The organism is Merdimmobilis hominis (genome assembly GCF_900104615.1).
GTDB classification, from domain to species: domain Bacteria; phylum Bacillota; class Clostridia; order Oscillospirales; family Ruminococcaceae; genus Merdimmobilis; species Merdimmobilis hominis.
The window spans coordinates 605,200-630,188 of sequence record NZ_LT629939.1 but is presented as its reverse complement, the minus strand read 5'-3'; the positions used below and the strand labels follow the sequence as shown (position 1 = coordinate 630,188).

Below are 24,989 nucleotides of genomic sequence, written 5' to 3'. Positions count from 1 at the left end.
CTCATTCCTCAAACTCACCCTCGATCATCCCGTTCAGATACCGGCCGGGATCTGCGATGAAGTCATCCCATTTGGCCAGAGGGTGGAATTCCTCATGCTCGATGTCCAGATACCACAGCCTTTTGTCCCTGGGGCTCCACAGCAGCAGATAGTCGCTGTAGTTGTCCATCTGCACCATCAGGGAGAGCAACTTCTTCCGTTTCCAAGTCATCTCCTGTACATCCATGAAGGAGTAGAGTTCTGCCCACTTCACCCATTCCTGATCCGGGAACTCCAGCCGCAGGGGGCCGGTCTTCAAGTATTCCACCAGCTTAGCGGGCAGCTTGTAGGGCATGAGCTGCCGAATCTTTTCCTGCTCGTTGTGCCATTCCTCCGGTTCCAGGGCCTTCAGGTAGTCGGCCAGTTCCTGATTTTTGTTCTGTACCGCCACGGTGTAAGGTCGGTCACCATATTTGTCAGCAATGGTGATGTCGGCTCCTTGCTCAATGAGCCAGTGCACCATGGGGAGATTTTTGTGTCGAACAGCTTCGGTGACAGCGGTGGGGGCGTTTGGAAACACCATGTCCGGCTTGTGGTAATTGATGTCTGCCCCTTTTTCCAGAAGCAGTCGGGCAAGTTTGGTATTGCCCTCAGACACAGCCGCCCGGAATGCCTCGCCGCCAAACTTGTCCACTGTGATCCCGGCCTGTTCCAGCACCGGGATGTTCTCCGGGCGCTTGCCCCAGCGCACTTCCTGGAAGGCCCGCTCTTTCTGCTTCAGGGTGAGTTTTGCGGCCTGTTCAGAAAAGAGCGCCACCACCTCCGGCCCACAACAGCGGGCGGCGGTGAGCAGCAGGGGCTGTTCCTCTGCCAGACTGGGATCGGCTCCATGCTCCAGTAGGAAGTGAATCATGGGCACATCATTCCGAAAAACCGCAATCTCCAATGGCATCAGCTTGATGTATTCGCTGAGCTGGATGGGAACATCTAAATCTAAACCGCCTTTGAGCAGCGCCTCCAGCTTGGGAGTGTCATGGTCACAAATGGCGGCAGCCGTTTCCGGGAGGGTCTCCCAACGGCCAATATATGCAATTTGGTACATAAGGCACCTACTTTCTCTATCCCACAATGGTGGTTTCCTTGACAGACAGATTGTCGTAATCCATGGCGATCAGCTTCCCGGCGGCCTCTGGGGTACACATAAACCAGGTGCTCACGCCCCAGGCGTCCATCCTTGTAACGGTGAAAAAGTCGGTTTGGGCAGAAGTAGGTTCTCTTGCGTCAATATAGTAGTCGGAGTAGAGATACACCAGATCGACCTCTCGCTCCGGCAGCCACTTGGCCCGGCGCGCACGCGGTTTACCATTTTTCAGAGTCTTTTCTCTGGGGTTCTCAAACCAAGCCAGTTCCTTGAGCTTCAGACCGGTGAAGGTATCCATGAGCCGCTGGGCAATCTCCCGGTGGGTAAATACTCCGCAGTTCCAGGAGCCCATCAGCCATGTCTTTATAAAATCGCCCACCTTACTGCCAGGAGCAGGCGGCCCGTAGACGCTCTCATCCGCCCACATGACCTCCATCTTTTCACATTGGTCTGGCCGGGGACAGGACTGCTTGTTGCCATGGCGGTACATGATATTTACATAGCCATAGTCTTCGCCGGTTCGGTCATGACCGACGGCTTCCACTTTATAGGCAGTTATGGACATTGCAATTCCACCTCCTGAGCCAGTACAAATCCGCACAGCCCAAGGGAAGAGTCGATGACAAATACCCGGATGTGCTCCCGTTCCATGCGCTCCCGCAGTTCCTCGATGCTGCAGCAGGCGGGAAAGCCATAAGAGATGGTCCCACCCAGCAGGTCTTTGTACTGCTGGGAAAAACCGTCCACGGTGATCTCGTCCATGCCGAAGAGGATGTTGTCCTGGATCACATTTTCAAACCAGTGGGCCAGCAGTCCGGTGAAGCGGATGGATACTTTCTCTCCGGCCTCGGTCTGGGTATCCATGTGCAGAGTATGGGATTCAAAGTTAGCGCAGTAGCAGAGGACTCTGTTGTCGTGAAGACCATCAAAAGAGCAAATCAGCGTACTCATAGGGATTCCTCCTCGTCCATGAGCTTCTCCTGGACCTCTTTGGGCAGGTCGTTCCATAAAATGTCGTATGTAAAATCCCGAATCTCCGGGTAACACTCTCGTGCGGTCTTTTCCGCCGTTTCCCGATCCAGGTAGTGCATCTCTTGGTGGAAAAACCAGTTGAGCTTTTCCATCAGCCGATAGAGGCGGATCTGTTCTTCTTGTGTCATGGGATACAGCCTCCTAATTCAGCGCCATTACAAGGCTCCAGATGCTGACTACGATCAGTACGACTCCCAGTAGGAAGAAGATCGCCCGCCTGGAACCACGACCGTAGCGGTGAGAATCCGGTTTGCCGGTGGGGTCACAGAGCCAGTTCCAGTTCATGATTGCCCCGATCAGCAGGACAGCGCCGATGATCAGGGTTACCCAGTTCCAATGTTCCTGTAAAAAAGCCGTGATCTGCTCACTGTTCATTTGGGTTTCCTCCTCTGCTTATCCCTGTATATCAGCGTCAACGGGGCCTTTTTTCAGCGTTCCATCCACTGTGATCACATGGCCCCAAAACATATCGTCATCCTCATACCAGGCGGTAAAACGACCGCCGGGAGATACTGTAAACTCAGTAAGCAGGATGCGCCGGGCGAACTCCTCCTCGGTGATGGGGTTTTTCTCCGGGTCCCGGTCGGCCTTGTCATTGTCCGCCAGCCATTCATTGGCCTGAGCAGTAAGCTTCTGGGCGGCCATCGCCCGCAGGGACTTATCCCAGACTTCCTGCTCAGACACCAGTTTCTTCATCACATTGGTGACACGGGTCCAGGACGCTTTCCTTTCAATCTCCACATCCAACGAGATCCGGACTTCTTTTCCCATCCATTTACAGGTTCCCTCGAATATGCTCATCTCACGCTCCAGCGTGAGGGTCCCCAGCACTTCATCCTCCAGAAGAATGGGCTTTGTATATTCCGCCCAGATCTCCTCCAGTGCCGGACAAGGTACGCCTTCCTCCAGTACCTCCGTGACATACCACTGGGGTTCGCTGAGGGCATCCCCTTTCCAGGCACGGGCTTTGATCCGGTAGATCTGACCCTTGGCAAACCGCTTGGAATAGTCACCTGCTTCCCGCTCCTTGTCCGTCAGCGGCCAGCTCAGGTAGAAGCAGCCGGAGATCACCTCTCCGGTCTGGACATCCGCCATGGCGAGGGCATGGGTATGGGCTGTCCAGTAGGTATCCAGAAAGGTTTTGTCCGCACTGATGCCGCTCTGGATCAGTACCAGTTTTTCCTCATCTTCTGGGGTATACAGGGCAATAAAGTCCTTGACCGTTCTCTTTTTCATGATATTCTCCTTACGCAAATACTTGCTGGTATTTCTCTTTCAGTTCCTTCGGCGCTGACTTAATGACCTTGCTGCCGCCGTTTTCAGAATCTTTGCCCCAAATGGCCCAGAGCAGGCTCTGCCAAGCGATAGCCCGGAATTTCGGGTCCTTGTCCTCTTCCGGCAGGAGATAAGCGGAAAAGCGGCGCTTGACTGTCAGCAGCGCATCCAGGCTTTCCGCATTGGCAATCAGGCTGCGGAATTCCTTGGCAGGCTTCAGCCACTGCATAGACAATGCGCCCCGTACCAATACGCCCAACGTCCATGTTTGAAAACCAAACTTCCGGATAAAGGCATGAAGAAATTTCTCTTGCAGGGAGGAGTGCTCGTCGTCACAGAGATCCAGATACTCCGTTACCAGCGGCGCCCACTGTTCTCCCTCCAGCCCCAGAGCGAACACAGCAAAAGAGCCGGGCATGGCGCAGGCTTCATCCGCGAGGTTTTGGTACCACTCATACTCCCGCATAGCCAGACGAGCGTATCGCTCTATCGCCGGATGCAGATTGGGGTGCTGCACAGCGCAGGCAAAGAGCTGGTTGACTCCCTTCTTGGGCAAGCCGGGAATGGGCAGATAGATCTTCTCCTTTCCTCTGAACTCCACCGAGTAACTGCGGGGGAATTCCTCCTGCTCCAGCACCGCACACAGGTAGTCCAGGATTTCAGAATAGCACTCCTCCGTGGAGTCCCTGGCGGTGATACGGATGGTGGCGAAAGCATCGTTGGCCGATGCGGTGAAATGCTCCGTCTTACGCTGCTGGATGTCCTTTGGTAATTTGCCGCTGCCGGCTGTTTTCAGTTGCTTCACCATATCTGGGCGAAGCTGTGAGACCAGGCCGAGGATGTGCTCGGTGGTGAGGGATTCAAAACTCTGCCCGTACACCGTATGGCAGACCGCCACATAGCAGGCAAAGCGCAGCAGGCCTTCATCCACATCCTCCGGGTGCAATTCTGGCCGCACTGTACAGGGTGGAAAGACGGTAAAGCCGTCATCCCGCTCTCCCACAAGGAAGAACCTCTCCTGCACTTGCTTTTCTATGTACTTCTCCAATGTATAGCGGATCTCCTGCCAGCTCACCAGCCGCCGCATGGCGTCGCAGAATATAACAGCTTCCTCATAGGGAAACCCCTTCAAAGGCAGTTTGGACAGATACCGATCCAACAGCTGGCTGGGAAGAAAGGGTGTTCCATTATGATTTCGCACCACGGTCGGGTAGGCGGAGTGATTTTCACGGGCCATGCCGTTCAGCACATCCTGAATGCAGAGATCTGCCTCCGCCAGCACCTCCGGGGAAGTATCCGGCTTGTGGATCAGATAGTAACGGTCATGTACGCCGTCACGCTTTGGCAAACTCATGGCAAAGTCTCCTCTCAGGTCTGCTGATGCTGCATGGATACGATCTGGCAGTCCGGGCAGAACTCCACATAGAGCGTGCCCTCTGCGCAGTCAAACACCGTATCCCACTGAATCTGGGCCAGATATTTCATAGGTTTCCCGCAGTGGGGGCAGGTCGTATATTCCGCGTCCTGTACCCAGTTGGCAAAGCCGCCGATGGTGTTCACATCCTGACAGGCCGCACCGTAAAACAGGGGCACAGGCATCTTGCCCAGCACAAAGGGATTTTCCGTGAGGGCCTTGTAGTCCTCGGGACTGACATAGCAATCCGTCTTCTCCGCTCCGTCAAAGAGTTCGGAGGGAAAGACCTCCACGCCGCCATCCAGGGTAAACCGGTTGAAGGCGGGGCCTTTGAGGAATCCCACACAACTGGGGCAGCATGTGGCAGTCAGGACACCATCCAGCCCCAGAAACCGGAGCCGCTCATCCCGGCCATCCAGCACCAGTATATCCACCATGCGTCCACCGCAGTGAGGACAGGCATCTTCCCGTTCTCGGCCAATGCGGACGGGAGATTTCTCGTCGGTGGTTCCTTTGACCATAGGGTAGCAGGTATCGAAGCCCAGTTGGATTCTCTGGCCCTCCTTGTCAAAGGTCCAGCCTCCGATCTGCGCATAGCTGGATGGATCTACATAGAGGCCCTTGCACCAGGGCCGGGGATTTCCCTCCAGCTCCAGCAGAGTCTCCATTGCCTTGTCATCTCCCTGCATAGCAAGGCAACTCATCAGGTTGGATGCCTCGCTGGAATATTCCGCAGACAACAGCGCATGAATCAGACCATCCCGCACATCGGCGGGGGCATGATAATAGATTTCACAGGGCCAGAACACCTCTGCGGCCAATGCCGACCGCTGGATCTCCGGGGTGATGGCATCATGGTAGCCAAGCAGCTGCCAAAAGTCGGTGAACTCTGGGTCATCCATATCTGCCAGCCGCTGAATGTTCTGAATCAGGTTTCTCTGTTTTTCGGCAATTTGTTCCGGTGTCCAGGCAAGAGCAGCCTTCCGCTCCTGTTCAGATTTGCATTTCCAGCACAAGCCTTCGTAGCCCAGAGGCGTTCCACAGCTGGGACAAGTATATTTGAGTGCCATCGAATCCATCTCCTTTCAGAATACAAAAAACACCTTACATCAGCCTGTCACCGAGACAGACCGACACAAGGTGTGAAAGACCGCAAGAGAGGAACTGTATCCTGTTTCAGATACAGAAAACTTCTCAGACTTTATTCTTTTTTCTATCTGAACGGTGGTCTGCCACCTATAGATACTACACATCGGAACCTCTCATTGCTGCAGTCAACTAATAAGTCCAGAATATGCACAGCTGCAGGCACTGCATAATCTCATATCTTCCCTATTCAAATACATCTGTTTTTAAGGTAAGTATATCATATCAATTTACCGATTGCTATAGAAACATTCTTAAAAATAGGCATAAATGTATTTTTTTAAGCGTATACGCATTTAAACTTTTGAGAAAGGAATAGTATTCTTAAAGGAAAGAGGTGATGGAATGGCAGCCGAAGATATCAATATTGCATTTGGGAAACATCTGAGAGGTATCCGAATTCAGCTTGGAATGAATCAGGATGATGTTGCTGCTGCCTGTGGGATTGATCCTACATCCATCAGTCGACTGGAACGCGGCGAAACAAATGCTACACTTACCACTCTGCAGCGTCTTTCCAAAGGATTATGTATTCCTCTGCAGGATCTGATGGATCTTAGAGAGGTATATCAGGTCACAGTTGTGGGCGAGGAACTTCTGGGTGAAATACAGTCGCTCCTGGGAAAGCTCAGTCCGGAAGAGCAGCAGTTTATTCTGAATTTTATCAGAAGCTTTGTATCACTAAGGAATGATTCCAATGACTAATATGAAATAACCCCTTTCCCTTTTGAATCCTCTTTAATTGTAAGCAGCTTGATTTTACTGAAAAGCAAAAGGCACCTATCTGCTGGTATCCAAAACCAGCGGACAGGTGCTTCTTTCCTGTTATGAATTTTTGGGGGTATATAAAAACAGCGCCCTTTTTGAAATGCAAAATCAAAAAGGGCGCTGGGATTTTTTCTGAAAACAAAAGGTTCGAATCATGCCAGTGCCCGAAATCGGCCATAAGCGATCTTTTGTTTCAGAGCTGAAATTTGGGACACAAAAACCCCGGAAAAGGGCGATCGGATGCGGGTTTATCCGCATCCGATCTAAAGTGTTCCCGCTATATGGTTGGGCTGGCTGGATTCGAACCAGCGGAATGCAGGAGTCAAAGTCCTGTGCCTTACCGCTTGGCGACAGCCCAGCAATATATAGAAAAAAGGCCGAAGCCTTTTTCTTTTTAAATGGGGTGGATAGTGGGATTCGAACCCACGGTCTTCAGAGCCACAATCTGACGCGTTAACCAACTACGCTATATCCACCATATGGTGCGCCAAAAGGGACTCGAACCCCTGACCTACTGCTTAGAAGGCAGTTGCTCTATCCAGCTGAGCTATTGGCGCATACTGTAAAATTATAGGATTCCCAGAAGGGTGTGGAGCGGGTGATGGGAATCGAACCCACGCGACCAGCTTGGAAGGCTGGGATTCTACCATTGAACTACACCCGCAGGAATTTGCCTAAGCAACGAACTATATTTTAGCAAAATAGGGTGAGTTTGTCAACAGCTTTTGCATAGAAATTTAACCTTTCCCCATATTTCCAGCAAATCAGCAGGGAAACAACTTTTGAAATGGGCCAATAGATAGGGGCGGCCCGTTAAGACATGCTGTTGAGGGACCGGTCTTCCACCCGGGGGAGGTTCATGTCATACTTCAGGCTGATCATCCGCACAAAGAACACAACCGCCATGGCCCCATAGGTGGCGATGGTCATCCCCAAATAGGGGTGGGCAAACCACAGGAAGAGAGCGCCCGCCACCCCGGCGGAGGCATACACCTCTTTGCGCAGGATGACCGGAACCCGCTGACAGAACAAGTCCCGCAGGACACCGCCGCCCACACCGGTGATAATGGACACAAACAAAAACTGAGGCATGTTGTATCCCTGGCGGATGGATTTGACACCGGCATCCACCACAAAGACCGCCAGGCCAATGGCGTCGCAGGCGTTCATCAGAAACTGCCAATGGACCCGGCGAAAAAGCTTGCCGGACAAGCTGGCCGCNACCATGCGTCCACCGCAGTGAGGACAGGCATCTTCCCGTTCTCGGCCAATGCGGACGGGAGATTTCTCGTCGGTGGTTCCTTTGACCATAGGGTAGCAGGTATCGAAGCCCAGTTGGATTCTCTGGCCCTCCTTGTCAAAGGTCCAGCCTCCGATCTGCGCATAGCTGGATGGATCTACATAGAGGCCCTTGCACCAGGGCCGGGGATTTCCCTCCAGCTCCAGCAGAGTCTCCATTGCCTTGTCATCTCCCTGCATAGCAAGGCAACTCATCAGGTTGGATGCCTCGCTGGAATATTCCGCAGACAACAGCGCATGAATCAGACCATCCCGCACATCGGCGGGGGCATGATAATAGATTTCACAGGGCCAGAACACCTCTGCGGCCAATGCCGACCGCTGGATCTCCGGGGTGATGGCATCATGGTAGCCAAGCAGCTGCCAAAAGTCGGTGAACTCTGGGTCATCCATATCTGCCAGCCGCTGAATGTTCTGAATCAGGTTTCTCTGTTTTTCGGCAATTTGTTCCGGTGTCCAGGCAAGAGCAGCCTTCCGCTCCTGTTCAGATTTGCATTTCCAGCACAAGCCTTCGTAGCCCAGAGGCGTTCCACAGCTGGGACAAGTATATTTGAGTGCCATCGAATCCATCTCCTTTCAGAATACAAAAAACACCTTACATCAGCCTGTCACCGAGACAGACCGACACAAGGTGTGAAAGACCGCAAGAGAGGAACTGTATCCTGTTTCAGATACAGAAAACTTCTCAGACTTTATTCTTTTTTCTATCTGAACGGTGGTCTGCCACCTATAGATACTACACATCGGAACCTCTCATTGCTGCAGTCAACTAATAAGTCCAGAATATGCACAGCTGCAGGCACTGCATAATCTCATATCTTCCCTATTCAAATACATCTGTTTTTAAGGTAAGTATATCATATCAATTTACCGATTGCTATAGAAACATTCTTAAAAATAGGCATAAATGTATTTTTTTAAGCGTATACGCATTTAAACTTTTGAGAAAGGAATAGTATTCTTAAAGGAAAGAGGTGATGGAATGGCAGCCGAAGATATCAATATTGCATTTGGGAAACATCTGAGAGGTATCCGAATTCAGCTTGGAATGAATCAGGATGATGTTGCTGCTGCCTGTGGGATTGATCCTACATCCATCAGTCGACTGGAACGCGGCGAAACAAATGCTACACTTACCACTCTGCAGCGTCTTTCCAAAGGATTATGTATTCCTCTGCAGGATCTGATGGATCTTAGAGAGGTATATCAGGTCACAGTTGTGGGCGAGGAACTTCTGGGTGAAATACAGTCGCTCCTGGGAAAGCTCAGTCCGGAAGAGCAGCAGTTTATTCTGAATTTTATCAGAAGCTTTGTATCACTAAGGAATGATTCCAATGACTAATATGAAATAACCCCTTTCCCTTTTGAATCCTCTTTAATTGTAAGCAGCTTGATTTTACTGAAAAGCAAAAGGCACCTATCTGCTGGTATCCAAAACCAGCGGACAGGTGCTTCTTTCCTGTTATGAATTTTTGGGGGTATATAAAAACAGCGCCCTTTTTGAAATGCAAAATCAAAAAGGGCGCTGGGATTTTTTCTGAAAACAAAAGGTTCGAATCATGCCAGTGCCCGAAATCGGCCATAAGCGATCTTTTGTTTCAGAGCTGAAATTTGGGACACAAAAACCCCGGAAAAGGGCGATCGGATGCGGGTTTATCCGCATCCGATCTAAAGTGTTCCCGCTATATGGTTGGGCTGGCTGGATTCGAACCAGCGGAATGCAGGAGTCAAAGTCCTGTGCCTTACCGCTTGGCGACAGCCCAGCAATATATAGAAAAAAGGCCGAAGCCTTTTTCTTTTTAAATGGGGTGGATAGTGGGATTCGAACCCACGGTCTTCAGAGCCACAATCTGACGCGTTAACCAACTACGCTATATCCACCATATGGTGCGCCAAAAGGGACTCGAACCCCTGACCTACTGCTTAGAAGGCAGTTGCTCTATCCAGCTGAGCTATTGGCGCATACTGTAAAATTATAGGATTCCCAGAAGGGTGTGGAGCGGGTGATGGGAATCGAACCCACGCGACCAGCTTGGAAGGCTGGGATTCTACCATTGAACTACACCCGCAGGAATTTGCCTAAGCAACGAACTATATTTTAGCAAAATAGGGTGAGTTTGTCAACAGCTTTTGCATAGAAATTTAACCTTTCCCCATATTTCCAGCAAATCAGCAGGGAAACAACTTTTGAAATGGGCCAATAGATAGGGGCGGCCCGTTAAGACATGCTGTTGAGGGACCGGTCTTCCCCCCGGGGGAGGTTCATGTCATACTTCAGGCTGATCATCCGCACAAAGAACACAACCGCCATGGCCCCATAGGTGGCGATGGTCATCCCCAAATAGGGGTGGGCAAACCACAGGAAGAGAGCGCCCGCCACCCCGGCGGAGGCATACACCTCTTTGCGCAGGATGACCGGAACCCGCTGACAGAACAAGTCCCGCAGGACACCGCCGCCCACACCGGTGATAATGGACACAAACAAAAACTGAGGCATGTTGTATCCCTGGCGGATGGATTTGACACCGGCATCCACCACAAAGACCGCCAGGCCAATGGCGTCGCAGGCGTTCATCAGAAACTGCCAATGGACCCGGCGAAAAAGCTTGCCGGACAAGCTGGCCGCGCAGAGCATGATGGCCAATGTGGCCGCAGCCACAATCAATGCAATGGTGGTGTAGCTGCTGAAGATAGCAGGGATGCCATTGTCCATAACCACATCCCGGATTACCCCGCCGCCACAGGCGGTTACAGTGGCTAAGACATAGATGCCGAAGACGTCCATCTTGCGCTGGATGGCGACCAAAGCGCCCGAAAGAGCGAAGACAAACACGCCGATAAAATCAAAGATGCCAAGAATGGGCACAGATGTTTCCCCCTTGTTTTGTAGTGGTGGAGGTGAATCTGCGCCCATTATACAGCAACTTTTTTGGTTTGTGAATATCTTTTAAAAATTTTAAAAATCTTTGTGCAAATAACCAAAAAACCCGAGGAGAATCCGACGCCCTACTTGGATTTTTTCAGCATTTCCAGAATGATGGCTGCCGAATGACCCGCTGCCAGCTCGATGAAGTTGTCATAGAGATCGTTGGCATTGTCTTCGGCGTTGTCGGACATGGAACGGATCACCAGGAAAGGCTTATTGTTCATGACGGCAATCTGGCCCACAGCCGCACCTTCCATCTCCACACAGAGTGGGTGGGTCCGGGAGACGATGTCGTCTTTGACCGCTTTGCTCTCTACAAACTGGTCGCCGGTGGCGATCCGGCCCACATGGAAATGGAAGGGCTCCTCCAGCACTGCCTGGCAGGCTTCCTCAGCCAAGCGGAGCAGGGTTTCATCCGCCCGGAAGGTCTGGGTGAAAGGATAGTATTCCTCCATGGCTTTGCAGGTGTCATGGAAGACAACCTCATCCGACAGAACCACATCCAGAATGTTCATTTGGGGTGCGGCCGCACCGGCGATGCCCACATTGATGATAGCGTCGGCCCCAAATTCCCGCAGGACAACGCTGGCGCAGGCTGCGGCGTTTACCTTGCCGATGCCGCAGCAGACCAAAACTACCTGTTGCCCATAGACTTTGCCGGTATAAACGGTGGTGCCGTAAATCTTGGTGGCACTTTCAATCTCCATATTCTGCTGGATGAGGGCGACTTCTTCGTCCAGAGCCCCCAAAATTCCCCATACCATAGCGGTTTCCTCTTTCCCCGGCAGATGGGCCGGTGTTGTTTTTTCCCTTATTATAGCGGGGGAGGGGGAATGCTGTCAACGAGGCAGGGAAAATTCGGGTTGCAGCTCATTGAGCGCCCATGGTATCATGGTGCCAGAAGGATCCATTGCGCTCCAAGGCTGTGAGGAGGGGTTTTATGAAACAACGGGTGTTACAATTTGGGGCTGTCTTGGCATGCTATCTGACAGCCTATCTGGTGAGCCGGCAGGTGTTCGGCATCGGTATGCCTTTCTATGCCTACACCCCGGACTGGGCGGCGCGGAACATCCTGCTCCCTTGTGCCCTGGTTTCGGCTTTCCCCACCTTGCTGGGACGGTTCCGGTTCGCCTGGGTCACATCCGGCGGCTACCTATGCGGAGTTGTTTTGGGGGAGTTGCTGGGCGGGTTCCAAAGCCATCTCCCTCCCCAATACCCTCATTACGGGTGGATTATCTGCATTGCGGTTTATGGGTGCTCGGCTTTGGCCGGGGCGGCGGTGGAGAAAATAGGAGGTAAGCAGGTGTCCCGGTAAGCGGGGGCTGTTTGCGCGGAATCCCACTAATTTTGGAAGAATCCGCCGGGGAGAAGGGTAAAATCGCCAAGGAAACGAAAAAAAGTTTGGAGATGTAAAGGAATTTCCTTGACAGCCATCCCATCCTCTGGTAGAATACAAAAGGATTGTCTGTAAAGAATATCCCTTTACACAATGGGATGCGGGGAGGCGGGGCGATGGCAAAGGATTTGAGCATCTCCATCCTGCTGGATTTTTACGGCGACATGCTCACCGAAAAACAGCGGGAGGTCATCGAGCTCTACTACAACGCCGACCTCTCCCTGGCGGAGATTTCAGGCCTTTCGGGCATCACCCGGCAGGGGGTGCGGGATTCCATCAAGCGGGCGGAGGCCCAGCTTTTGGAATATGAGGAGCGCCTCGGCTTGGCCAAACGGTTCCGGGAGATTGAGGCCGGCCTTCGGGAGATCATCGAGGCCGCCCAGGACATCGACCTGTATGAATCCCGGTTCTCCACCAATGGCGAAGCGGTCCGTAAAGCCCGCCGCATCATTGAAATTGCAACATCTTTAAGCGAATAGAAACGAGGTGGACCTGCCATGGCATTTGAAAGCCTTTCCGATAAGCTGAGCGAAGCGTTTAAACGGCTGCGCTCCAAGGGAAAATTGAAAGAATCCGATGTGAAGGAGGCCATGCGGGAGGTGCGCCTCGCCCTCCTGGAAGCCGATGTCAACTACAAAGTGGCCAAGGATTTCATCGCCGCGGTCACCGAAAAGGCCATTGGAGACGAGGTACTGGAGAGCCTGACCCCCGCCCAGCAGGTCATCAAGATTGTCAACGATGAGATGACCGCTTTGATGGGTTCGGTTAACGCCCGGATTAACATGTCCTCTAAAATCCCCACCATCATCATGATGTGTGGCCTTCAAGGCGCAGGCAAGACCACCCATTCCGGCAAGCTGGCCCTCTACTTTAAAAACCAGGGCAAGCGGCCGTTGCTGGTCGCCTGCGACGTCTACCGCCCTGCGGCTATCAAACAGCTCCAGGTGGTGGGGGAGAAGATCGGCGTCCCGGTGTTTGAGATGGGTGCTGGAAACCCAGTGGAGATCGCCCAAAAGGCGGTTTCCCACGCCAAAGACCACGGCAACGACATTGTGATTTTGGATACCGCCGGCCGCCTCCACATCGACGAAGAATTGATGAACGAGCTCAAGACCATCAAGGCGGAGGTCAAACCCCACGAGATCCTCTTGGTGATCGACGCCATGACCGGCCAGGACGCTGTCAATGCGGCACAGGCCTTTGACGAGGCCTTGGGCATCGACGGCACCATCCTCACCAAGCTGGACGGCGACACCCGGGGCGGCGCAGCCCTCTCGGTGCGCGCGGTCACCGGCAAGCCCATCAAGTTTGCAGGCACCGGCGAGAAGCTGGAGGACCTGGAGGTCTTTTACCCCGACCGGATGGCCTCCCGGATCCTAGGAATGGGCGATGTGCTGACCCTGATTGAAAAGGCCCAGACCACAGTGGACGAGAAAAAAGCCCTGGAAATGGCCAAAAAACTGAAGCAGAACTCCTTTGATATGAACGACCTGCTGGACCAGATGCAGCAGATCAAGAGCATGGGTCCCTTGAGCCAAGTGTTGGGGATGCTCCCCGGCCTCTCTGGCAAGATCGGGGATGCGGAAGCTGCCCAGGGCGAGGCCGAACTGAAAAAGGTGGAGGCCATCATCAGCTCGATGACAAAGCTGGAGCGGGAGAAGCCCACCGTCATCAACCCCTCCCGCAAACGCCGCATCGCCGCCGGCAGCGGCACACGGGTGGAGGATGTCAACCGGTTGCTGCGCCAGTTTGAGCAGATGCAGAAGGTGATGAAGCAGCTGGGCGGAAAGTCCGGCAGCGGCAAAAAACGCCGCCGCATGCCCTTTGGCGGCATGCCCTTTTAACTGCGGTTTTTCCCCATTAGGGGTAAACATAAATCAACCAAAAAAGAAAGAATTCAGGAGGAACATACATGGCTGTTAAAATCAGACTGCGCCGCATGGGCGCCAAAAAAGCTCCCTTTTACCGCATCGTTGTCGCCGACTCCCGGTACCCCAGAGACGGCAGATTCATCGAGGAGATTGGCACCTACGATCCCAATCAGGAGCCTTCCGCTGTGAAAGTGGACGCTGAGAAAGTGAAAAAATGGATCGCCAACGGCGCTCAGCCCACCGATACCGTAAAAGCCCTGCTGAAGAAGAACAACGTTCTGTAAGACAAAGACCCAATCGCCGCGGCCGGCCCGGTTTTAGCGCCGGACCGGCCGTTTGCACAAGGCCCACCAAATCGGGCAGAACGGAGAAATGCTATGGAACTGGACAAACTGATTGTGACCATCGCGCGGGGCTTGGTGGAGGACAAAGACGCTGTCTCGGTCACCCGGGACGAGCCCTTGGAAGACGGAACCATCGTCTACCACCTCCATGTGGCGGAGGACGACATGGGCCGTGTCATCGGCAAACAGGGCCGGATCGCCAAGGCGATCCGCACTGTGGTACGCGCCGCCGCCAACCGTGCGGAGGAAAAGGTCGCTGTGGAAATCGACTAATGGCACACCGGACAGGGGAAGCGGCTTTGCTTTCCCTGTTCTTCTATAAAAGGGCGGGCTGCAAAAAATCCACAGCCTTCGGGCCGCGGACTTTTTGGAAACCGCCTGCATTACACCGGCAACAGGAGGGACAGTATGAAACTGGAGTTTTTGGAGTGTGGCGAAGTGGTCACCACTCATGGCATCAAAGGGGAGCTGAAGGTGTATCCTTGGAGCGACACCCCGGATTTCCTCAAGGAATTTCGGACGGTGTACACCGATGGCGGCAAAACCCCCTGGACCATCACCAGCTGCCGTGCCCAGAAAAATATGACCCTGCTCAAGCTCAAAGGGATTGAGACCATTGAGGAAGCGGTCAAGCTGCGGGGCAAAACCCTGTATATCCGCCGGGCGGACGCCAAGCTGGAGGAAGGGGATTACTTCATCCAGGAACTGATCGGCCTCTCGGTGGTGGACAGGGACACCGGCCGGGTGTACGGCACCTTGACCGACGTCTCCCAGACCGGGGCTAACGACGTCTACCACATCACCGACGGGGAGGGGCAGGAGTGGCTGATCCCCGCCATCCCCCAGGTTATCCAATCGGTGGATTTGGAGGGGGAGAAAATGATCATCACCCCCCTGGAGGGCCTGTTTGACGAGATGGAAGAGGTAAACGACTGATGCGCATTGAGATTGCAACCCTTTTTGTGGACATGTGTGAAACAGTGCTGGATACCAGCATCATCGGCCGGGCCCGCCGGGCGGGCAAGCTGGACATCCACTGCCGGGACATCCGGGCCTACACCCTCAGCAAACAGGGCCGGGTGGACGACGCCCCCTATGGCGGGGGCTTTGGCCTGGTGATGCAGACCGAGCCCATCTACCGCTGTTACCAGAGCATTGTGGAGGATATGGGGGCCAAACCCCATGTCATCTACATGAGCCCTCAGGGCAAGCCCTTTACCCAGCAAAAGGCCATTGAACTCTCGAAGATGGACAACATCTGCATCCTCTGCGGCCACTATGAAGGGGTGGACCAGCGGGTCATTGACGAGATTGTGGACGAGGAGATCAGCATCGGGGACTACGTCCTCACCGGTGGGGAATTGGCTGCTTTGGTGGTGGTGGACGCGGTGGGCCGCCTCTGCGAAGGGGTGCTGGCCGATGAGAGCTGCTACACCGATGAGAGCCATTACAATGGACTGCTGGAATACCCTCAGTACACCCGCCCGCCGGAGTGGATGGGCCGCAAGGTGCCAGAGATCCTCTTCACCGGCCACCATGGCAACATCGACAAGTGGCGGCGGCAGAAATCCCTGGAAAACACCCTCAACAAGCGGCCGGACATGCTGGAGAAAGCAGACCTCACCCCCGAGGACCGGGCCTATTTGGAGGAATACCGATTCCGCCAACAGGCCCAGAGCGGATGGCGGGAAGAGGAGTGATTTTGCAGGAATTCTTGCAAAATAGGCGCAAAACCGGGGAGAATCCAAACAAATCCCGGAAAAGCCCCCGCTGCGATCAGCGGGGAAAGACAGGGCTTGTGTACAAGGCATAACTGGAACAGCGGATATTTCCCCCTATGGAGTGTATAATCTGCTTATTATGTTGAAAACTTACTAGTGATTTCAACCAAACAACTGGGGGATGAATGTGCAGGTTATGGAAAACAAGCAGAAATTTGGGAAAACCTGCCCCATTCCCAGCCTTTCGGATTGACGATCGCTTTGGATATGTTATAATGAACTTAATCAATGCAGGTTTTGGCGGGGATTTGCCCTATCAGCGAAGAAAACCGCCGTGCAGATACAATACGTCCCAAACATTACGTGTATAGGAGAGTATGAACCATGTTTGTGAAAGAAGTTTTTGTTAAGAATCAGGTCGGTTTGCACGCTCGTCCCGCTACTTTTTTCATCCAGAAAGCCAACGAGTACAAGTCCTCCATCTGGGTGGAGAAAGAGGAGCGCAGAGTCAACGCTAAGAGCCTTCTGGGCGTACTCTCCTTGGGTATTGTCGGGGGGATCACCATCCGCATCATCGCGGACGGTCCCGACGAGGAGCAGGCTGTGGAAGGCCTGGTAAAACTGGTGGATTCCGGTTTCACTGAGAACCACTAGGCTTTTTCTTACAAATTGCATGACAGGAGGGGGCTGACCATCGTCAGCCCCCTTGTTGCATATTTTGGAAAATAGCCGAATCCCCTCGGACGGATGGGAACTACTTCCCGACCTGGTGGAGAGCGGCCATCTGCCGGTACTCCTGGGCGGAGCGGCGGATGGATTCCACCTCCTCCGGGGTCAGCATCCGTTTGACTTTAGCCGGGGACCCAAGTACCAAACTCCCCGCCGGAATGACGGTGTTCTGGGTGATGAGTGCCCCGGCCCCCACCATGGAATCCCGGCCGATGACCGCCCCGTTGAGGAGGATGGCTCCCATCCCAATGAGGCAGTTGTCTTCTATGGTGCAGCCGTGGAGGATTGCCCCATGGCCCACTGTCACCCCTTCGCCTACCAGGCAGGGCATGCCTTCGTCTAGGTGAAGGACGCAGTTGTCTTGGATATTGCTGCCGGCGCCCACCTGAATGGCGGCTAAGTCGGCCCGCAGCACGGCGCCGTACCAGACGCTGGCGCCGGGGCCGACCGAGACTTTCCCCACAAGGGTGGCGTTTTCCGCCACAAAGGCGGTAGGATCGATGGAAGGGCAGTGGGAACCAAGGGATTGTATCATACCAAAAAACTCCTTTTAGGTGGACTTTGTTTCATCATAGCAAATCGTTGGCAGGTTGGCAAGGATGGGGGCACTGCTTTTTCTCTCCGGTATTTTGTGGTACAATAGCCACAGCGAAGCTGTGGCATTCGAAGAATTGCTTGCAGGGCGAAGCCCTTTGCGGCGAGAGCCGCACCGCAATTCCTATCGTTTGTGCAGACTTTATGGTACAATGGCTTGGGATGCGCTTCATTCACCGGCAAAGGTTCGGAGTGCGGCGGCTTATGGAAAGGAGGGGAACCATTGACCGATGAAATTCTGGCCCGGCTGAAAAAGCGGGTGAAAAACCTGCCCATGCAGCCAGGTGTATATATCATGAAGGATAAATCGGGGAATATTATCTATATCGGCAAGGCAAAATCCCTAAAAAACAGGGTTTCCAGCTATTTCCGATCCATTGACAAACACCTGCCCAAGGTGTATCAGATGGTGCAGCACGTGGATGACTTTGAATACATCGTCACCGATAGCGAATTTGAAGCTTTGGTGCTGGAATGCAGCCTGATCAAATACCACACCCCAAAATACAACATCCTCCTCAAGGATGACAAAGGGTACACCTACATCAAAATCACCAATGAAGAATACCCCCGCATCGAATCGGCCAAACAGCGGCTGGACGATGGGGCAACCTATATCGGACCCTATATCTCCGGATTTGTGGTGAAACAGACGGTGGATGAGGCAAACCGGGTGTTCGCCCTGCCCTCCTGCAGCCGCAAATTCCCCCAGGAATTCGGCAAGGGAAGGCCCTGCCTCAACTTCCACATGCGCCGGTGCATGGGCCTGTGCCAAGGTAAAATCTCCAAAGAGGAGTACGCCGAGACCCTCTCCCAGGCTATGGATTTCATCAAGGGGGGAGGCAATGCCACCCTAAAAATCTTGGAGAAAAAGATGGAGGAGGCAGCGGAAAACCTGGAATTTGAAAAGGCCGCCCACTACCGGGACCGGATCAAAGCTATCCAAAAAATCAACGAACAGCAAAAGGTGGTCTACGCCAAGGCGGTGAACCAGGATGTCCATGCCTTTGTTCAAGGCAGCGGCGACACCTGCGCCGTGGTGCTAAAATTCCGGGAGGAGCGGCTGGTGGACAAGCAAGACTTCTTCTTGGGGGAGGTGGACAGCCTCCCTGAAGCCCGCAGCGAATTCCTAGTGCGGTATTACTCGGGCAACAGCGACATCCCGCCCTTAATTGAAATCGACGACCAATATGAGGACCCGGAGCTGGTGGAGGAATACATCGCCCAGCAGGCGGGGAAAAAGGTGACCCTGCACATCCCCCAGCGGGGGGAACAGCACAAACTGGTGCAGATGGCCATTACCAACGCCGCCCAGCAGATCTCCCATCTGACTGAGCAGTCCGGCCGGGATGTAGCCGCCTTGGCAGAACTGGCCAAACTGCTGGGGCTGAAGAAGCCCCCCCGGTACATTGAAGCCTACGACATCTCCAACATCGGCAGCGATACGGTGGTGGCGGGCATGGTGGTATTTGAAGGGGGAAAACCCCTCAAATCCGCTTACAAGCGGTTCAGCATCAAGACGGTCAACGGCATCGATGACTACGGCTCCATGCGGGAGGTGATCACCCGCCGGATGAAGCGGTATGAGGAGGAGAAGGAAAGCGGGGTCTCCTTTGGGCGGCTGCCCGACCTGATCCTGCTGGACGGCGGCAAAGGCCATGTGAGCGCCGTCGCCCCAGTGCTGGCCCAGTTCGGGGTGGAGATTCCCCTTTTTGGCATGGTCAAGGACGACCGCCACCGCACCCGGGCCATCGCCTTGGATGGGGGAGAGATCGCCATCGGTTCCCAGCGGGGGGCGTTCACCCTGATTTCCACCATCCAAGAGGAGGTCCACCGGTTTGCCATCTCCTACAGCCGGCAGAAGCATCAAAAAGCCGGGCTGGAGCTGGCCCTTACCACAGTGGAGGGAATCGGACCCACCCGGGCTAAGGCACTGTTCCAATATTTTAAAACCAAGAAGGCCATGACCGAGGCCACAGTGGAACAGCTGTGCCAGGTGAAAGGCATCAGCCGGCAGAAGGCCCAGGCAGTGTATGAATACCTCCACCCGGAGCTCTTCCCCCAAGAAGAGGAAGAAATTGCAGAGGATGGGGAGTGATTTCCCCTGTTCCCTACAGGGTTGACAAAAATCCCCAAACTTAGGATAATAAGAACAAAGCGGATCTTTATCCGCTGGGAGGTACCATGAGAGTTATCACAGGATCTGCCCGCGGCAGAAAATTGGAAGCGCCCCAAGGGCTGGAAACCCGCCCGACTTCGGACATGGTCAAAGAGGCCATGTTCAGCATCATTCAGTTTGAAGTGGAAGAGGCCATGGTGCTGGACCTGTTTGCAGGTTCCGGACAGCTTGGCATTGAGGCCCTGAGCCGCGGGGCAAAATTCGCGGTGTTTGTAGACGCCTCCCGGGAGGCACAGGAGGTCATCCGGGCCAACCTCCAGTCCACAGGGCTGGCGCAGAAGTCCCGGGTTGCCGCTATGGACGCCCTCGGGTTTTTAAAGTCCACCGGCGACCGGTTTTCCATCGCCCTTCTGGACCCGCCCTATCAAAAGGGTCTTTTGGATGAAGCCCTGCCCCTATTGGCCGGCAAGATGGAGGAAGACGGCGTCATCCTCTGCGAGAGCGAGAAGAATGAGGCCCTTCCCACAAAAGCAGGGGCTTTTAGCCTGTATAAAGAATACCGCTACGGCAAGAAAAAAATTACCGTGTATCGAAAAGAGGAAGCATAATTGGAAACGAGAATTGCGGTCTGCCCCGGCAGCTTTGACCCCATCACTTTGGGACACCTGGACATTATCCGCCGGGCGGCCACCCTGTTTGACCAGGTGATTGTCCTGGTGGTGATCAACCCCTCCAAGACCCCCAGCTTCACCCCCGAAGAACGGGTGGAGATGATCCGCAAATCGGTGGAGGGGATGCCCAACGTCAAGGTGGACGCCTATTGCGGCCTGCTCATCGACTATGTGCGGGAGAAGGGGGCGGTGGCCATTGTCAAAGGCCTTCGGGCCGTATCGGATTTTGAATACGAATTCCAGATGGCCCTCACCAACAAAAAAATGCTGCCTTATGCGGAAACCGTCTTCTTGACCACCAGCACCCAGAACATGTACCTGAGTTCCAGCTTGGTCAAGCAGGTTGCCATGTTCGACGGCGATATTACGGATTTCGTCCCCCGGGCCATTTACAACGAGGTGCGGGAGCGGCTTTGCAAAAAGCAGGGGGGCCCACAATAGAAGGAGGATTTGTCATGAACATCGAAGAAATTCTGGATCAGCTGGACGATCTGCTGGACAAAGCCTGGAGCCTTCCCCTATCCGGCGGACGCTGTGTAGTGGATGCGGACAAGGTCCGCGACCTGTTGGACGATGTCCGGCTCAACCTGCCCACCGAGATCAAGCAGGCCAAAGCCATTGTGGTGGACCGCACTGACATCATCACCACCGCCAAACGGGAGGCGGAGGCCATCGTCCGCAAAGCGGAGGACCGCGCCCGGGCCATGATCGCCCAGGAAGAGGTGGTCAAACAATCCCAGCTGCGGGCGGCGGAGATCATCAGCCAGGCCCAGAACAAATCCCGGGAGATGCGCCAGGCTTCCCAGGAATTTTCGGATAACCTGCTCAAGCAGACCGAGGACACTATGCTCAAGGCCCTGTCGGACATCAAGACTACCCGGCAGGCCATCAAAGGGGCCCAGAAGCAATTGCAGCAGGCTATGCAGCACCAGCAGCAACAGGGCCCCACAGAATAGAAAAAATCCCCCTCTCCCAATGGGAGAGGGGGATTTTTGCATTTTTATTCATCCAGCCGGCCCACAATTTTTCCTTTGCGGGTGTAGAACCGGGGGATGCGGGGGCTGAGGATGCTGGTCAGCTCCCCCACCGAGCCGGGATAACAGGCCGCCAGTTCATAGGACTGGAAGGAGAGGCCGCCGTCCTCGCCAAAGACGGTGACCACGTCCCCTTCCTGGGCCTCTGGGATGTCGGTGACATCCAGCGTGGTGTAATCCATGCAGATTTTACCCAGGATGGGAACACGCTTTCCATGGAGAAGGAAGGGCACCTGCCCGGCGATGGAGCGGCGGATGCCGTCGGCAAAGCCGAGGGGGATCACTGCCATGATCTGCCGATCCGGGCCGATAAACCCACAGATGCGGCGGTAATTCTCTTCGATGGCATCCAGGGAAATCTCCATCCAAGCGCGGTCTTGTTGATATTTCATCCCTCGGTCCTCTCTTTCTAATATCGGTTGGGGAAAGGGGAACTCCCCATTCTCTATGAAATTACTCCAATTCCTCGGCAAAGGAGACCCCGGGCAGGGTGCGGATCTCCGCCAAGACCCCTGATTCGTTGCGGCCTTTGGGAAGCCGCAGGATGAGAAAAATCCCCAGGATGTCGTGGCCGTGGCCTGGGTCTTGGCCCTTTTCCACATCAATGCTGTCAATTTTGCGGTGGGACTCCTTTAAATAGGAGATCAAATCCTTGAAATAAAAGGTGTTTTTTAGCTCAATATACAAAGAGATGGTCCGGGAACGGCTGTAAAAATAATCGTCTAAGCTGCCGAGCATGGTGACCACCACAAAGATGAACCCAAAGGCGATGACAGCTGCTAGGTAAAACCCTGCCCCAATAGCCAAGCCCATACAAGCGGAGGCCCATAGCCCGGCGGCAGTGGTTAGCCCCTTAATCTGCTGCCGCCCGGTGACGATGATGGTGCCCGCCCCCAAAAAGCCGATGCCGCTGATCACCTGTGCGCCCAGCCGTCCCGGGTCCCCTGCGCCATTGCTGACCACGGTGAACAGATACTGGTTGGTGATCATGGTGACGGAAGATCCCAAACAGACCAAGATGTGGGTCCGGAACCCGGCGGCGCGGCGTTTTTTCCCCCGCTCCATGCCGATGAGCCCGCCGCATAAAGTGGCCAACAGCAGCCGCAGAAAGATGGAGACAGGGTTCAGTTCAGCCAAGTATGCGGTAAGTTGAACAGAATCCACAGGAAATCCCCCTTACAAAATAGCAATTAAGTCTAGTATATGGAAAAATAGGGGAATTTACAAGGGAATTCTATCAACCATCAAAAAATTGGAAAATTTTATCAACGGTGTTTTTGATGGGCTGCATATTTGCCGCAACAGCCAGCCATACTAATGCTGCGTGACAGAATGGAACGCTCATCTTACCAGCAAAAGGAGCTGAAAGTATGCTGGATAAAATCGCTTTGATATTGGTGATCATCGGCGCCCTCAACTGGGGCGGCATTGGAATTTTCCAATTTGACACCGTCGCTTGGCTGTTTGGCGGCCAGGGGGCGATCATCAGCCGCATTGTATACACCTTGGTTGCGCTGGCTGGCATCTGGACGATTTCTCTGCTGTTCCGGGACCCCGAAGAGGGAGCTATCCGGGACTAATCCCATTGTGGAAATCCCGGCAGAACATTTTCCCCAAACAAAACAAGGCGGCGGCCACTAGGCCGCCGCCTTGTTTGCATCCTACAACTCCCGCAGGGAATCCAGTTTTTCCTGCCACTTTGCCTGGAGCACCTTGGCGTAAGGAGCCGCCGCAAGGCCGCCGACACAGGCGCCCCGCAGCTCGGTGGGGAGCCGTTCCTGGGTGTCCTTGAGGGCAGCGACCACGTCGTCCGGCGGCATGACGCTGCGGATGCCGGCAAGGGACATCTCCGCCGCCATCATGGCGACCGAAACCCCCATGGCGTTGCGCTTGATGCAGGGGACCTCCACCGGGCTGGCGGGCGGATCGCAGATGAGGCCCAGGGTGTTTTTGATGGCCAAAGCCGCCCCATGGGCCACTGCCTCCGGGGAACCCCCCGCCAGCCAGACGGCACCGCCTGCGGCCATGCCGGCCCCAATGCCGATCTCCGCCTGGCAGCCGCCGATGGAGCCGGAGAAGCTGCAGGTGTTGCCCACCACCATGCCCACAGCAGCTGCAACCAGGAAGGACTCCGCCAAGGCGGTTTCATCTTTGTGGAGCTGCTGGGCTACGGTGAACAGCACGCCGGGCAGGGTGCCCGCTGACCCGGAGGTGGGTACCGCCACCAAAAGCCCTGCCGAGGCGCTGATCTCCGCCATGGAGAGGGCCCGGGCAATGGCCATGGAGAAGGTCTCCCCCAGCAGGGTGCGGCCGCTTTTGGCGTAGTCGGCCATGGCCTTGCCATCGCTTCCGGTGCACAGGCCGCCGATCAATTGGTTGTTCCCCTGGATGCCCTGCACCATGGACTTTTGAATCACCCGCACCGACCGCAGGGCTTCTTCCAAAATTTCCTGACGGGTGCGGTGGCTGCGCTGCTCCTCATAGGCGTAGACGGTGTCGATGAGGGGACGGCCTTTACATAAATCCATCCACTCTTCAAAAGTGGTGAACAGCTGGGGTGCATCCCCCTTGTCCGCAAAGGGGTAGAGAGGCTCCACCCGGCGGGAGAGGATCAGGTTTTCCCTGCCGCCCAGATCGATCCACCCGGCAAGCTCGTCCTGGGAGACGGCGTCCCGGGTCTCGGCGATGAGCAGGACTTCCTTCTTGTCCGACCCAAAATACAGGTGGAACAGGTCTTTGCGCCCGGCCCGGATGGCCTCCTGGAGAACGGCGCAGTCGGTCCCTGGGCGGAATAGGAGCAGGGTGAGATAGCAGTTGCCGTCGATGTCGGTTTTCACCTCGTTGACCTGGTCAAAGACGATGTTGCCCCCGCCCACCGAGATGCCGTTGAGCAGCCAATCCACCCCGTCTACCCGGCCGGTGATCCGCATGGTGTTGCGGTCGACTTCCTCCCCTTCGATGGGCCGGCAGGCGAGGGTGATCCCCTCTTTGTCCGCCAGCTGTTTGGAGAGGTTACAGGCTTCGTCATACTCCCGTAGGCCCAGGCACCCGGCCAGCATGGCGATGTGGGTGCGGTGTCCGGGGAACATGCCCATAAAGATGGGGTGGAAGCCGAAGGTCAGTTGCCGGGGCGCGCCGCCCATGATCTGCCGGGCCAGGTACCCAATGCGGTTGGCGCCGGCGGTGTGGTTGCTGGAGGGGCCGTGCATAATCGGCCCTACCACGTCAAATAAACCCAGGCTCATAGGGGTCAACTCCTTTTGTTATGATAAAGTTCTTCAGCGGCAACGGAAAAGGGATTCCGCGGTGGATGTACCCGCCCAAAGGGGATTTTGGGTAGAATTGCCGGTTTAGTCCGCCGCTTCCTCCGAGAAGGTGACGGTCACTGCCAGGCCGGCGTTGCAGTCCACCTCCCGGAAGTTTTCCGAGAGTACCACCGACAGGCCGTTTTGATCAGTGCCAAGGCGCAGCCACAGGGGGATCTCCTTCCCCGCTGCAATGGGGGTGGGATTCGATAGGCGGGATTGCCC

The 24,989-nt window shown here is 54.7% G+C and carries 31 protein-coding genes, 8 tRNA genes and 1 pseudogene; 15 read left to right on the top strand and 25 right to left on the bottom strand.

Features of this window, described 5'->3' with window-relative positions:
- Position 1: 1 nt before the first annotated feature.
- From BQ5353_RS03060 to BQ5353_RS03025, 8 genes are read right to left on the bottom strand one after another with little or no spacing between them, the layout of a single operon-like run.
- On the bottom strand, positions 2-1,081 hold the full coding sequence (locus tag BQ5353_RS03060; protein WP_054330800.1) for an ankyrin repeat domain-containing protein: 1,080 nt from the start codon (positions 1,079-1,081) through the stop codon (positions 2-4).
- A gap of 16 nt (positions 1,082-1,097) precedes the next feature.
- Complete coding sequence (locus BQ5353_RS03055) at positions 1,098-1,685, bottom strand: hypothetical protein (protein WP_054330801.1); 588 nt, start codon at positions 1,683-1,685, stop codon at positions 1,098-1,100.
- Entirely contained in the window at positions 1,676-2,071 is a 396-nt protein-coding gene (locus BQ5353_RS03050) for a hypothetical protein (protein WP_054330802.1), read from the bottom strand. Before BQ5353_RS03050 ends, BQ5353_RS03055 begins: the two co-directional genes overlap by 10 nt.
- Positions 2,068-2,280 carry a hypothetical protein gene (locus BQ5353_RS03045; RefSeq protein WP_071427295.1) on the bottom strand — a complete coding sequence of 71 codons (213 nt, stop codon included), beginning with the start codon at positions 2,278-2,280 and terminating at the stop codon, positions 2,068-2,070. Before BQ5353_RS03045 ends, BQ5353_RS03050 begins: the two co-directional genes overlap by 4 nt.
- A gap of 13 nt (positions 2,281-2,293) precedes the next feature.
- Positions 2,294-2,527 carry an Imm17 family immunity protein gene (locus BQ5353_RS03040; RefSeq protein ID WP_054330803.1) on the bottom strand — a complete coding sequence of 78 codons (234 nt, stop codon included), beginning with the start codon at positions 2,525-2,527 and terminating at the stop codon, positions 2,294-2,296.
- Positions 2,528-2,545: 18 nt separating this feature from the next.
- On the bottom strand, positions 2,546-3,388 hold the full coding sequence (locus BQ5353_RS03035) for a DUF2262 domain-containing protein (protein ID WP_054330804.1): 843 nt from the start codon (positions 3,386-3,388) through the stop codon (positions 2,546-2,548).
- Positions 3,389-3,398: 10 nt separating this feature from the next.
- Positions 3,399-4,781, bottom strand: coding sequence for a DUF6138 family protein (locus BQ5353_RS03030; protein WP_054330805.1), 1,383 nt, complete (start codon positions 4,779-4,781; stop codon positions 3,399-3,401).
- 14 nt (positions 4,782-4,795) lie between these two features.
- A complete protein-coding gene (locus BQ5353_RS03025) occupies positions 4,796-5,911 on the bottom strand; it encodes a hypothetical protein (RefSeq protein WP_054330806.1) in 1,116 nt (371 codons plus the stop codon).
- A gap of 421 nt (positions 5,912-6,332) precedes the next feature.
- On the opposite strand from BQ5353_RS03025, the gene BQ5353_RS03020 reads away from it, so the two are divergent.
- Complete coding sequence (locus BQ5353_RS03020) at positions 6,333-6,692, top strand: helix-turn-helix domain-containing protein (protein WP_054330807.1); 360 nt, start codon at positions 6,333-6,335, stop codon at positions 6,690-6,692.
- A gap of 345 nt (positions 6,693-7,037) precedes the next feature.
- On the opposite strand, the gene BQ5353_RS03015 is transcribed toward BQ5353_RS03020, so the two are convergent.
- The 6 genes and pseudogenes from BQ5353_RS03015 to BQ5353_RS13230 all read right to left on the bottom strand — a co-directional run.
- Positions 7,038-7,113, bottom strand: a tRNA-Gln gene (locus BQ5353_RS03015).
- Between the two features lie 41 nt (positions 7,114-7,154).
- Positions 7,155-7,231: transfer RNA gene (locus BQ5353_RS03010), tRNA-His, on the bottom strand.
- A gap of 4 nt (positions 7,232-7,235) precedes the next feature.
- Positions 7,236-7,312 (bottom strand) — tRNA-Arg (locus BQ5353_RS03005).
- Positions 7,313-7,345: 33 nt separating this feature from the next.
- Positions 7,346-7,419: transfer RNA gene (locus BQ5353_RS03000), tRNA-Gly, on the bottom strand.
- Positions 7,420-7,568: 149 nt separating this feature from the next.
- Positions 7,569-7,925 (bottom strand): trimeric intracellular cation channel family protein, encoded by a 357-nt coding sequence (locus tag BQ5353_RS13505; RefSeq protein WP_233424525.1) that lies wholly within the window; start codon positions 7,923-7,925, stop codon positions 7,569-7,571.
- 54 nt (positions 7,926-7,979) lie between these two features.
- Positions 7,980-8,615 (bottom strand): annotated as a pseudogene (locus BQ5353_RS13230) (hypothetical protein); the annotation flags it as partial.
- Positions 8,616-9,036: 421 nt separating this feature from the next.
- Here BQ5353_RS13230 and BQ5353_RS02990 point away from each other — a divergent pair.
- Positions 9,037-9,396 (top strand): helix-turn-helix domain-containing protein, encoded by a 360-nt coding sequence (locus tag BQ5353_RS02990; RefSeq protein WP_054330807.1) that lies wholly within the window; start codon positions 9,037-9,039, stop codon positions 9,394-9,396.
- Positions 9,397-9,741: 345 nt separating this feature from the next.
- Here the strand turns inward: BQ5353_RS02990 and BQ5353_RS02985 are convergent.
- The 6 genes from BQ5353_RS02985 to BQ5353_RS02960 form a co-directional block, all read right to left on the bottom strand.
- A tRNA-Gln gene (locus tag BQ5353_RS02985) sits at positions 9,742-9,817 on the bottom strand.
- A gap of 41 nt (positions 9,818-9,858) precedes the next feature.
- Positions 9,859-9,935 (bottom strand) — tRNA-His (locus tag BQ5353_RS02980).
- Positions 9,936-9,939: 4 nt separating this feature from the next.
- Positions 9,940-10,016, bottom strand: a tRNA-Arg gene (locus tag BQ5353_RS02975).
- Positions 10,017-10,049: 33 nt separating this feature from the next.
- Positions 10,050-10,123 (bottom strand) — tRNA-Gly (locus BQ5353_RS02970).
- Between the two features lie 149 nt (positions 10,124-10,272).
- Entirely contained in the window at positions 10,273-10,920 is a 648-nt protein-coding gene (locus tag BQ5353_RS02965; RefSeq protein ID WP_083386360.1) for a trimeric intracellular cation channel family protein, read from the bottom strand.
- A gap of 140 nt (positions 10,921-11,060) precedes the next feature.
- Positions 11,061-11,744, bottom strand: a complete 684-nt coding sequence (locus BQ5353_RS02960; protein WP_054330809.1) for a 5'-methylthioadenosine/adenosylhomocysteine nucleosidase — start codon at positions 11,742-11,744, stop codon at positions 11,061-11,063.
- A 176-nt stretch (positions 11,745-11,920) separates the two neighbouring features.
- Between BQ5353_RS02960 and BQ5353_RS02955 the strand changes: the two genes are divergently transcribed.
- From BQ5353_RS02955 to BQ5353_RS02920, 8 genes are all read left to right on the top strand, one after another.
- Positions 11,921-12,295: a hypothetical protein gene (locus tag BQ5353_RS02955; protein ID WP_071427293.1), complete on the top strand. Its 375-nt coding sequence runs from the start codon at positions 11,921-11,923 to the stop codon at positions 12,293-12,295.
- A 197-nt stretch (positions 12,296-12,492) separates the two neighbouring features.
- Positions 12,493-12,855, top strand: a complete 363-nt coding sequence (gene ylxM / locus BQ5353_RS02950; protein WP_071427292.1) for a YlxM family DNA-binding protein — start codon at positions 12,493-12,495, stop codon at positions 12,853-12,855.
- Positions 12,856-12,873: 18 nt separating this feature from the next.
- The gene (ffh, locus tag BQ5353_RS02945; RefSeq protein ID WP_054330811.1) at positions 12,874-14,220 is read left to right on the top strand and encodes a signal recognition particle protein; all 1,347 of its coding nucleotides are present in this window, start codon (positions 12,874-12,876) and stop codon (positions 14,218-14,220) included.
- Between the two features lie 68 nt (positions 14,221-14,288).
- Complete coding sequence (gene rpsP, locus BQ5353_RS02940; protein WP_054330812.1) at positions 14,289-14,531, top strand: 30S ribosomal protein S16; 243 nt, start codon at positions 14,289-14,291, stop codon at positions 14,529-14,531.
- Between the two features lie 93 nt (positions 14,532-14,624).
- Positions 14,625-14,864, top strand: a complete 240-nt coding sequence (locus tag BQ5353_RS02935) for a KH domain-containing protein (RefSeq protein WP_369949007.1) — start codon at positions 14,625-14,627, stop codon at positions 14,862-14,864.
- A 135-nt stretch (positions 14,865-14,999) separates the two neighbouring features.
- A complete protein-coding gene (gene rimM, locus BQ5353_RS02930) occupies positions 15,000-15,527 on the top strand; it encodes a ribosome maturation factor RimM (protein ID WP_054330813.1) in 528 nt (175 codons plus the stop codon).
- Positions 15,527-16,291: a tRNA (guanosine(37)-N1)-methyltransferase TrmD gene (gene trmD / locus BQ5353_RS02925; RefSeq protein WP_054330814.1), complete on the top strand. Its 765-nt coding sequence runs from the start codon at positions 15,527-15,529 to the stop codon at positions 16,289-16,291. Before rimM ends, trmD begins: the two co-directional genes overlap by 1 nt.
- A 405-nt stretch (positions 16,292-16,696) precedes the next feature.
- On the top strand, positions 16,697-16,966 hold the full coding sequence (locus BQ5353_RS02920) for an HPr family phosphocarrier protein (protein ID WP_054330815.1): 270 nt from the start codon (positions 16,697-16,699) through the stop codon (positions 16,964-16,966).
- 100 nt (positions 16,967-17,066) lie between these two features.
- On the opposite strand, the gene BQ5353_RS02915 is transcribed toward BQ5353_RS02920, so the two are convergent.
- The gene (locus tag BQ5353_RS02915; RefSeq protein WP_054330816.1) at positions 17,067-17,576 is read right to left on the bottom strand and encodes a gamma carbonic anhydrase family protein; all 510 of its coding nucleotides are present in this window, start codon (positions 17,574-17,576) and stop codon (positions 17,067-17,069) included.
- Positions 17,577-17,858: 282 nt separating this feature from the next.
- Between BQ5353_RS02915 and uvrC the strand changes: the two genes are divergently transcribed.
- The 4 genes from uvrC (at position 17,859) to BQ5353_RS02895 (ending at position 21,381) form a co-directional block, all read left to right on the top strand.
- Complete coding sequence (gene uvrC, locus BQ5353_RS02910; RefSeq protein ID WP_074026300.1) at positions 17,859-19,733, top strand: excinuclease ABC subunit UvrC; 1,875 nt, start codon at positions 17,859-17,861, stop codon at positions 19,731-19,733.
- A gap of 86 nt (positions 19,734-19,819) precedes the next feature.
- The gene (rsmD, locus tag BQ5353_RS02905; protein ID WP_054330817.1) at positions 19,820-20,362 is read left to right on the top strand and encodes a 16S rRNA (guanine(966)-N(2))-methyltransferase RsmD; all 543 of its coding nucleotides are present in this window, start codon (positions 19,820-19,822) and stop codon (positions 20,360-20,362) included.
- The gene (coaD, locus tag BQ5353_RS02900) at positions 20,363-20,866 is read left to right on the top strand and encodes a pantetheine-phosphate adenylyltransferase (protein ID WP_071427291.1); all 504 of its coding nucleotides are present in this window, start codon (positions 20,363-20,365) and stop codon (positions 20,864-20,866) included. It begins immediately after the preceding gene.
- Positions 20,867-20,880: 14 nt separating this feature from the next.
- The gene (locus BQ5353_RS02895; protein ID WP_054330818.1) at positions 20,881-21,381 is read left to right on the top strand and encodes a hypothetical protein; all 501 of its coding nucleotides are present in this window, start codon (positions 20,881-20,883) and stop codon (positions 21,379-21,381) included.
- 44 nt (positions 21,382-21,425) lie between these two features.
- On the opposite strand, the gene BQ5353_RS02890 is transcribed toward BQ5353_RS02895, so the two are convergent.
- Together BQ5353_RS02890 and BQ5353_RS02885 are read right to left on the bottom strand one after the other, a co-directional pair.
- Complete coding sequence (locus tag BQ5353_RS02890) at positions 21,426-21,851, bottom strand: alanine racemase C-terminal domain-containing protein (RefSeq protein WP_071427290.1); 426 nt, start codon at positions 21,849-21,851, stop codon at positions 21,426-21,428.
- A 61-nt stretch (positions 21,852-21,912) separates the two neighbouring features.
- Positions 21,913-22,623: an MgtC/SapB family protein gene (locus BQ5353_RS02885; RefSeq protein ID WP_071427289.1), complete on the bottom strand. Its 711-nt coding sequence runs from the start codon at positions 22,621-22,623 to the stop codon at positions 21,913-21,915.
- Between the two features lie 206 nt (positions 22,624-22,829).
- Between BQ5353_RS02885 and BQ5353_RS02880 the strand changes: the two genes are divergently transcribed.
- Positions 22,830-23,039: a DUF378 domain-containing protein gene (locus BQ5353_RS02880; protein ID WP_054330821.1), complete on the top strand. Its 210-nt coding sequence runs from the start codon at positions 22,830-22,832 to the stop codon at positions 23,037-23,039.
- An 81-nt stretch (positions 23,040-23,120) separates the two neighbouring features.
- Here BQ5353_RS02880 and BQ5353_RS02875 read toward each other — a convergent pair whose 3' ends face one another.
- Both BQ5353_RS02875 and BQ5353_RS12990 read right to left on the bottom strand, forming a co-directional pair.
- Positions 23,121-24,704 carry an L-serine ammonia-lyase, iron-sulfur-dependent, subunit alpha gene (locus BQ5353_RS02875; protein WP_071427288.1) on the bottom strand — a complete coding sequence of 528 codons (1,584 nt, stop codon included), beginning with the start codon at positions 24,702-24,704 and terminating at the stop codon, positions 23,121-23,123.
- 105 nt (positions 24,705-24,809) lie between these two features.
- A partial coding sequence (locus tag BQ5353_RS12990; RefSeq protein ID WP_162273103.1) for a hypothetical protein occupies positions 24,810-24,989 on the bottom strand: 180 nt, incomplete at its 5' end.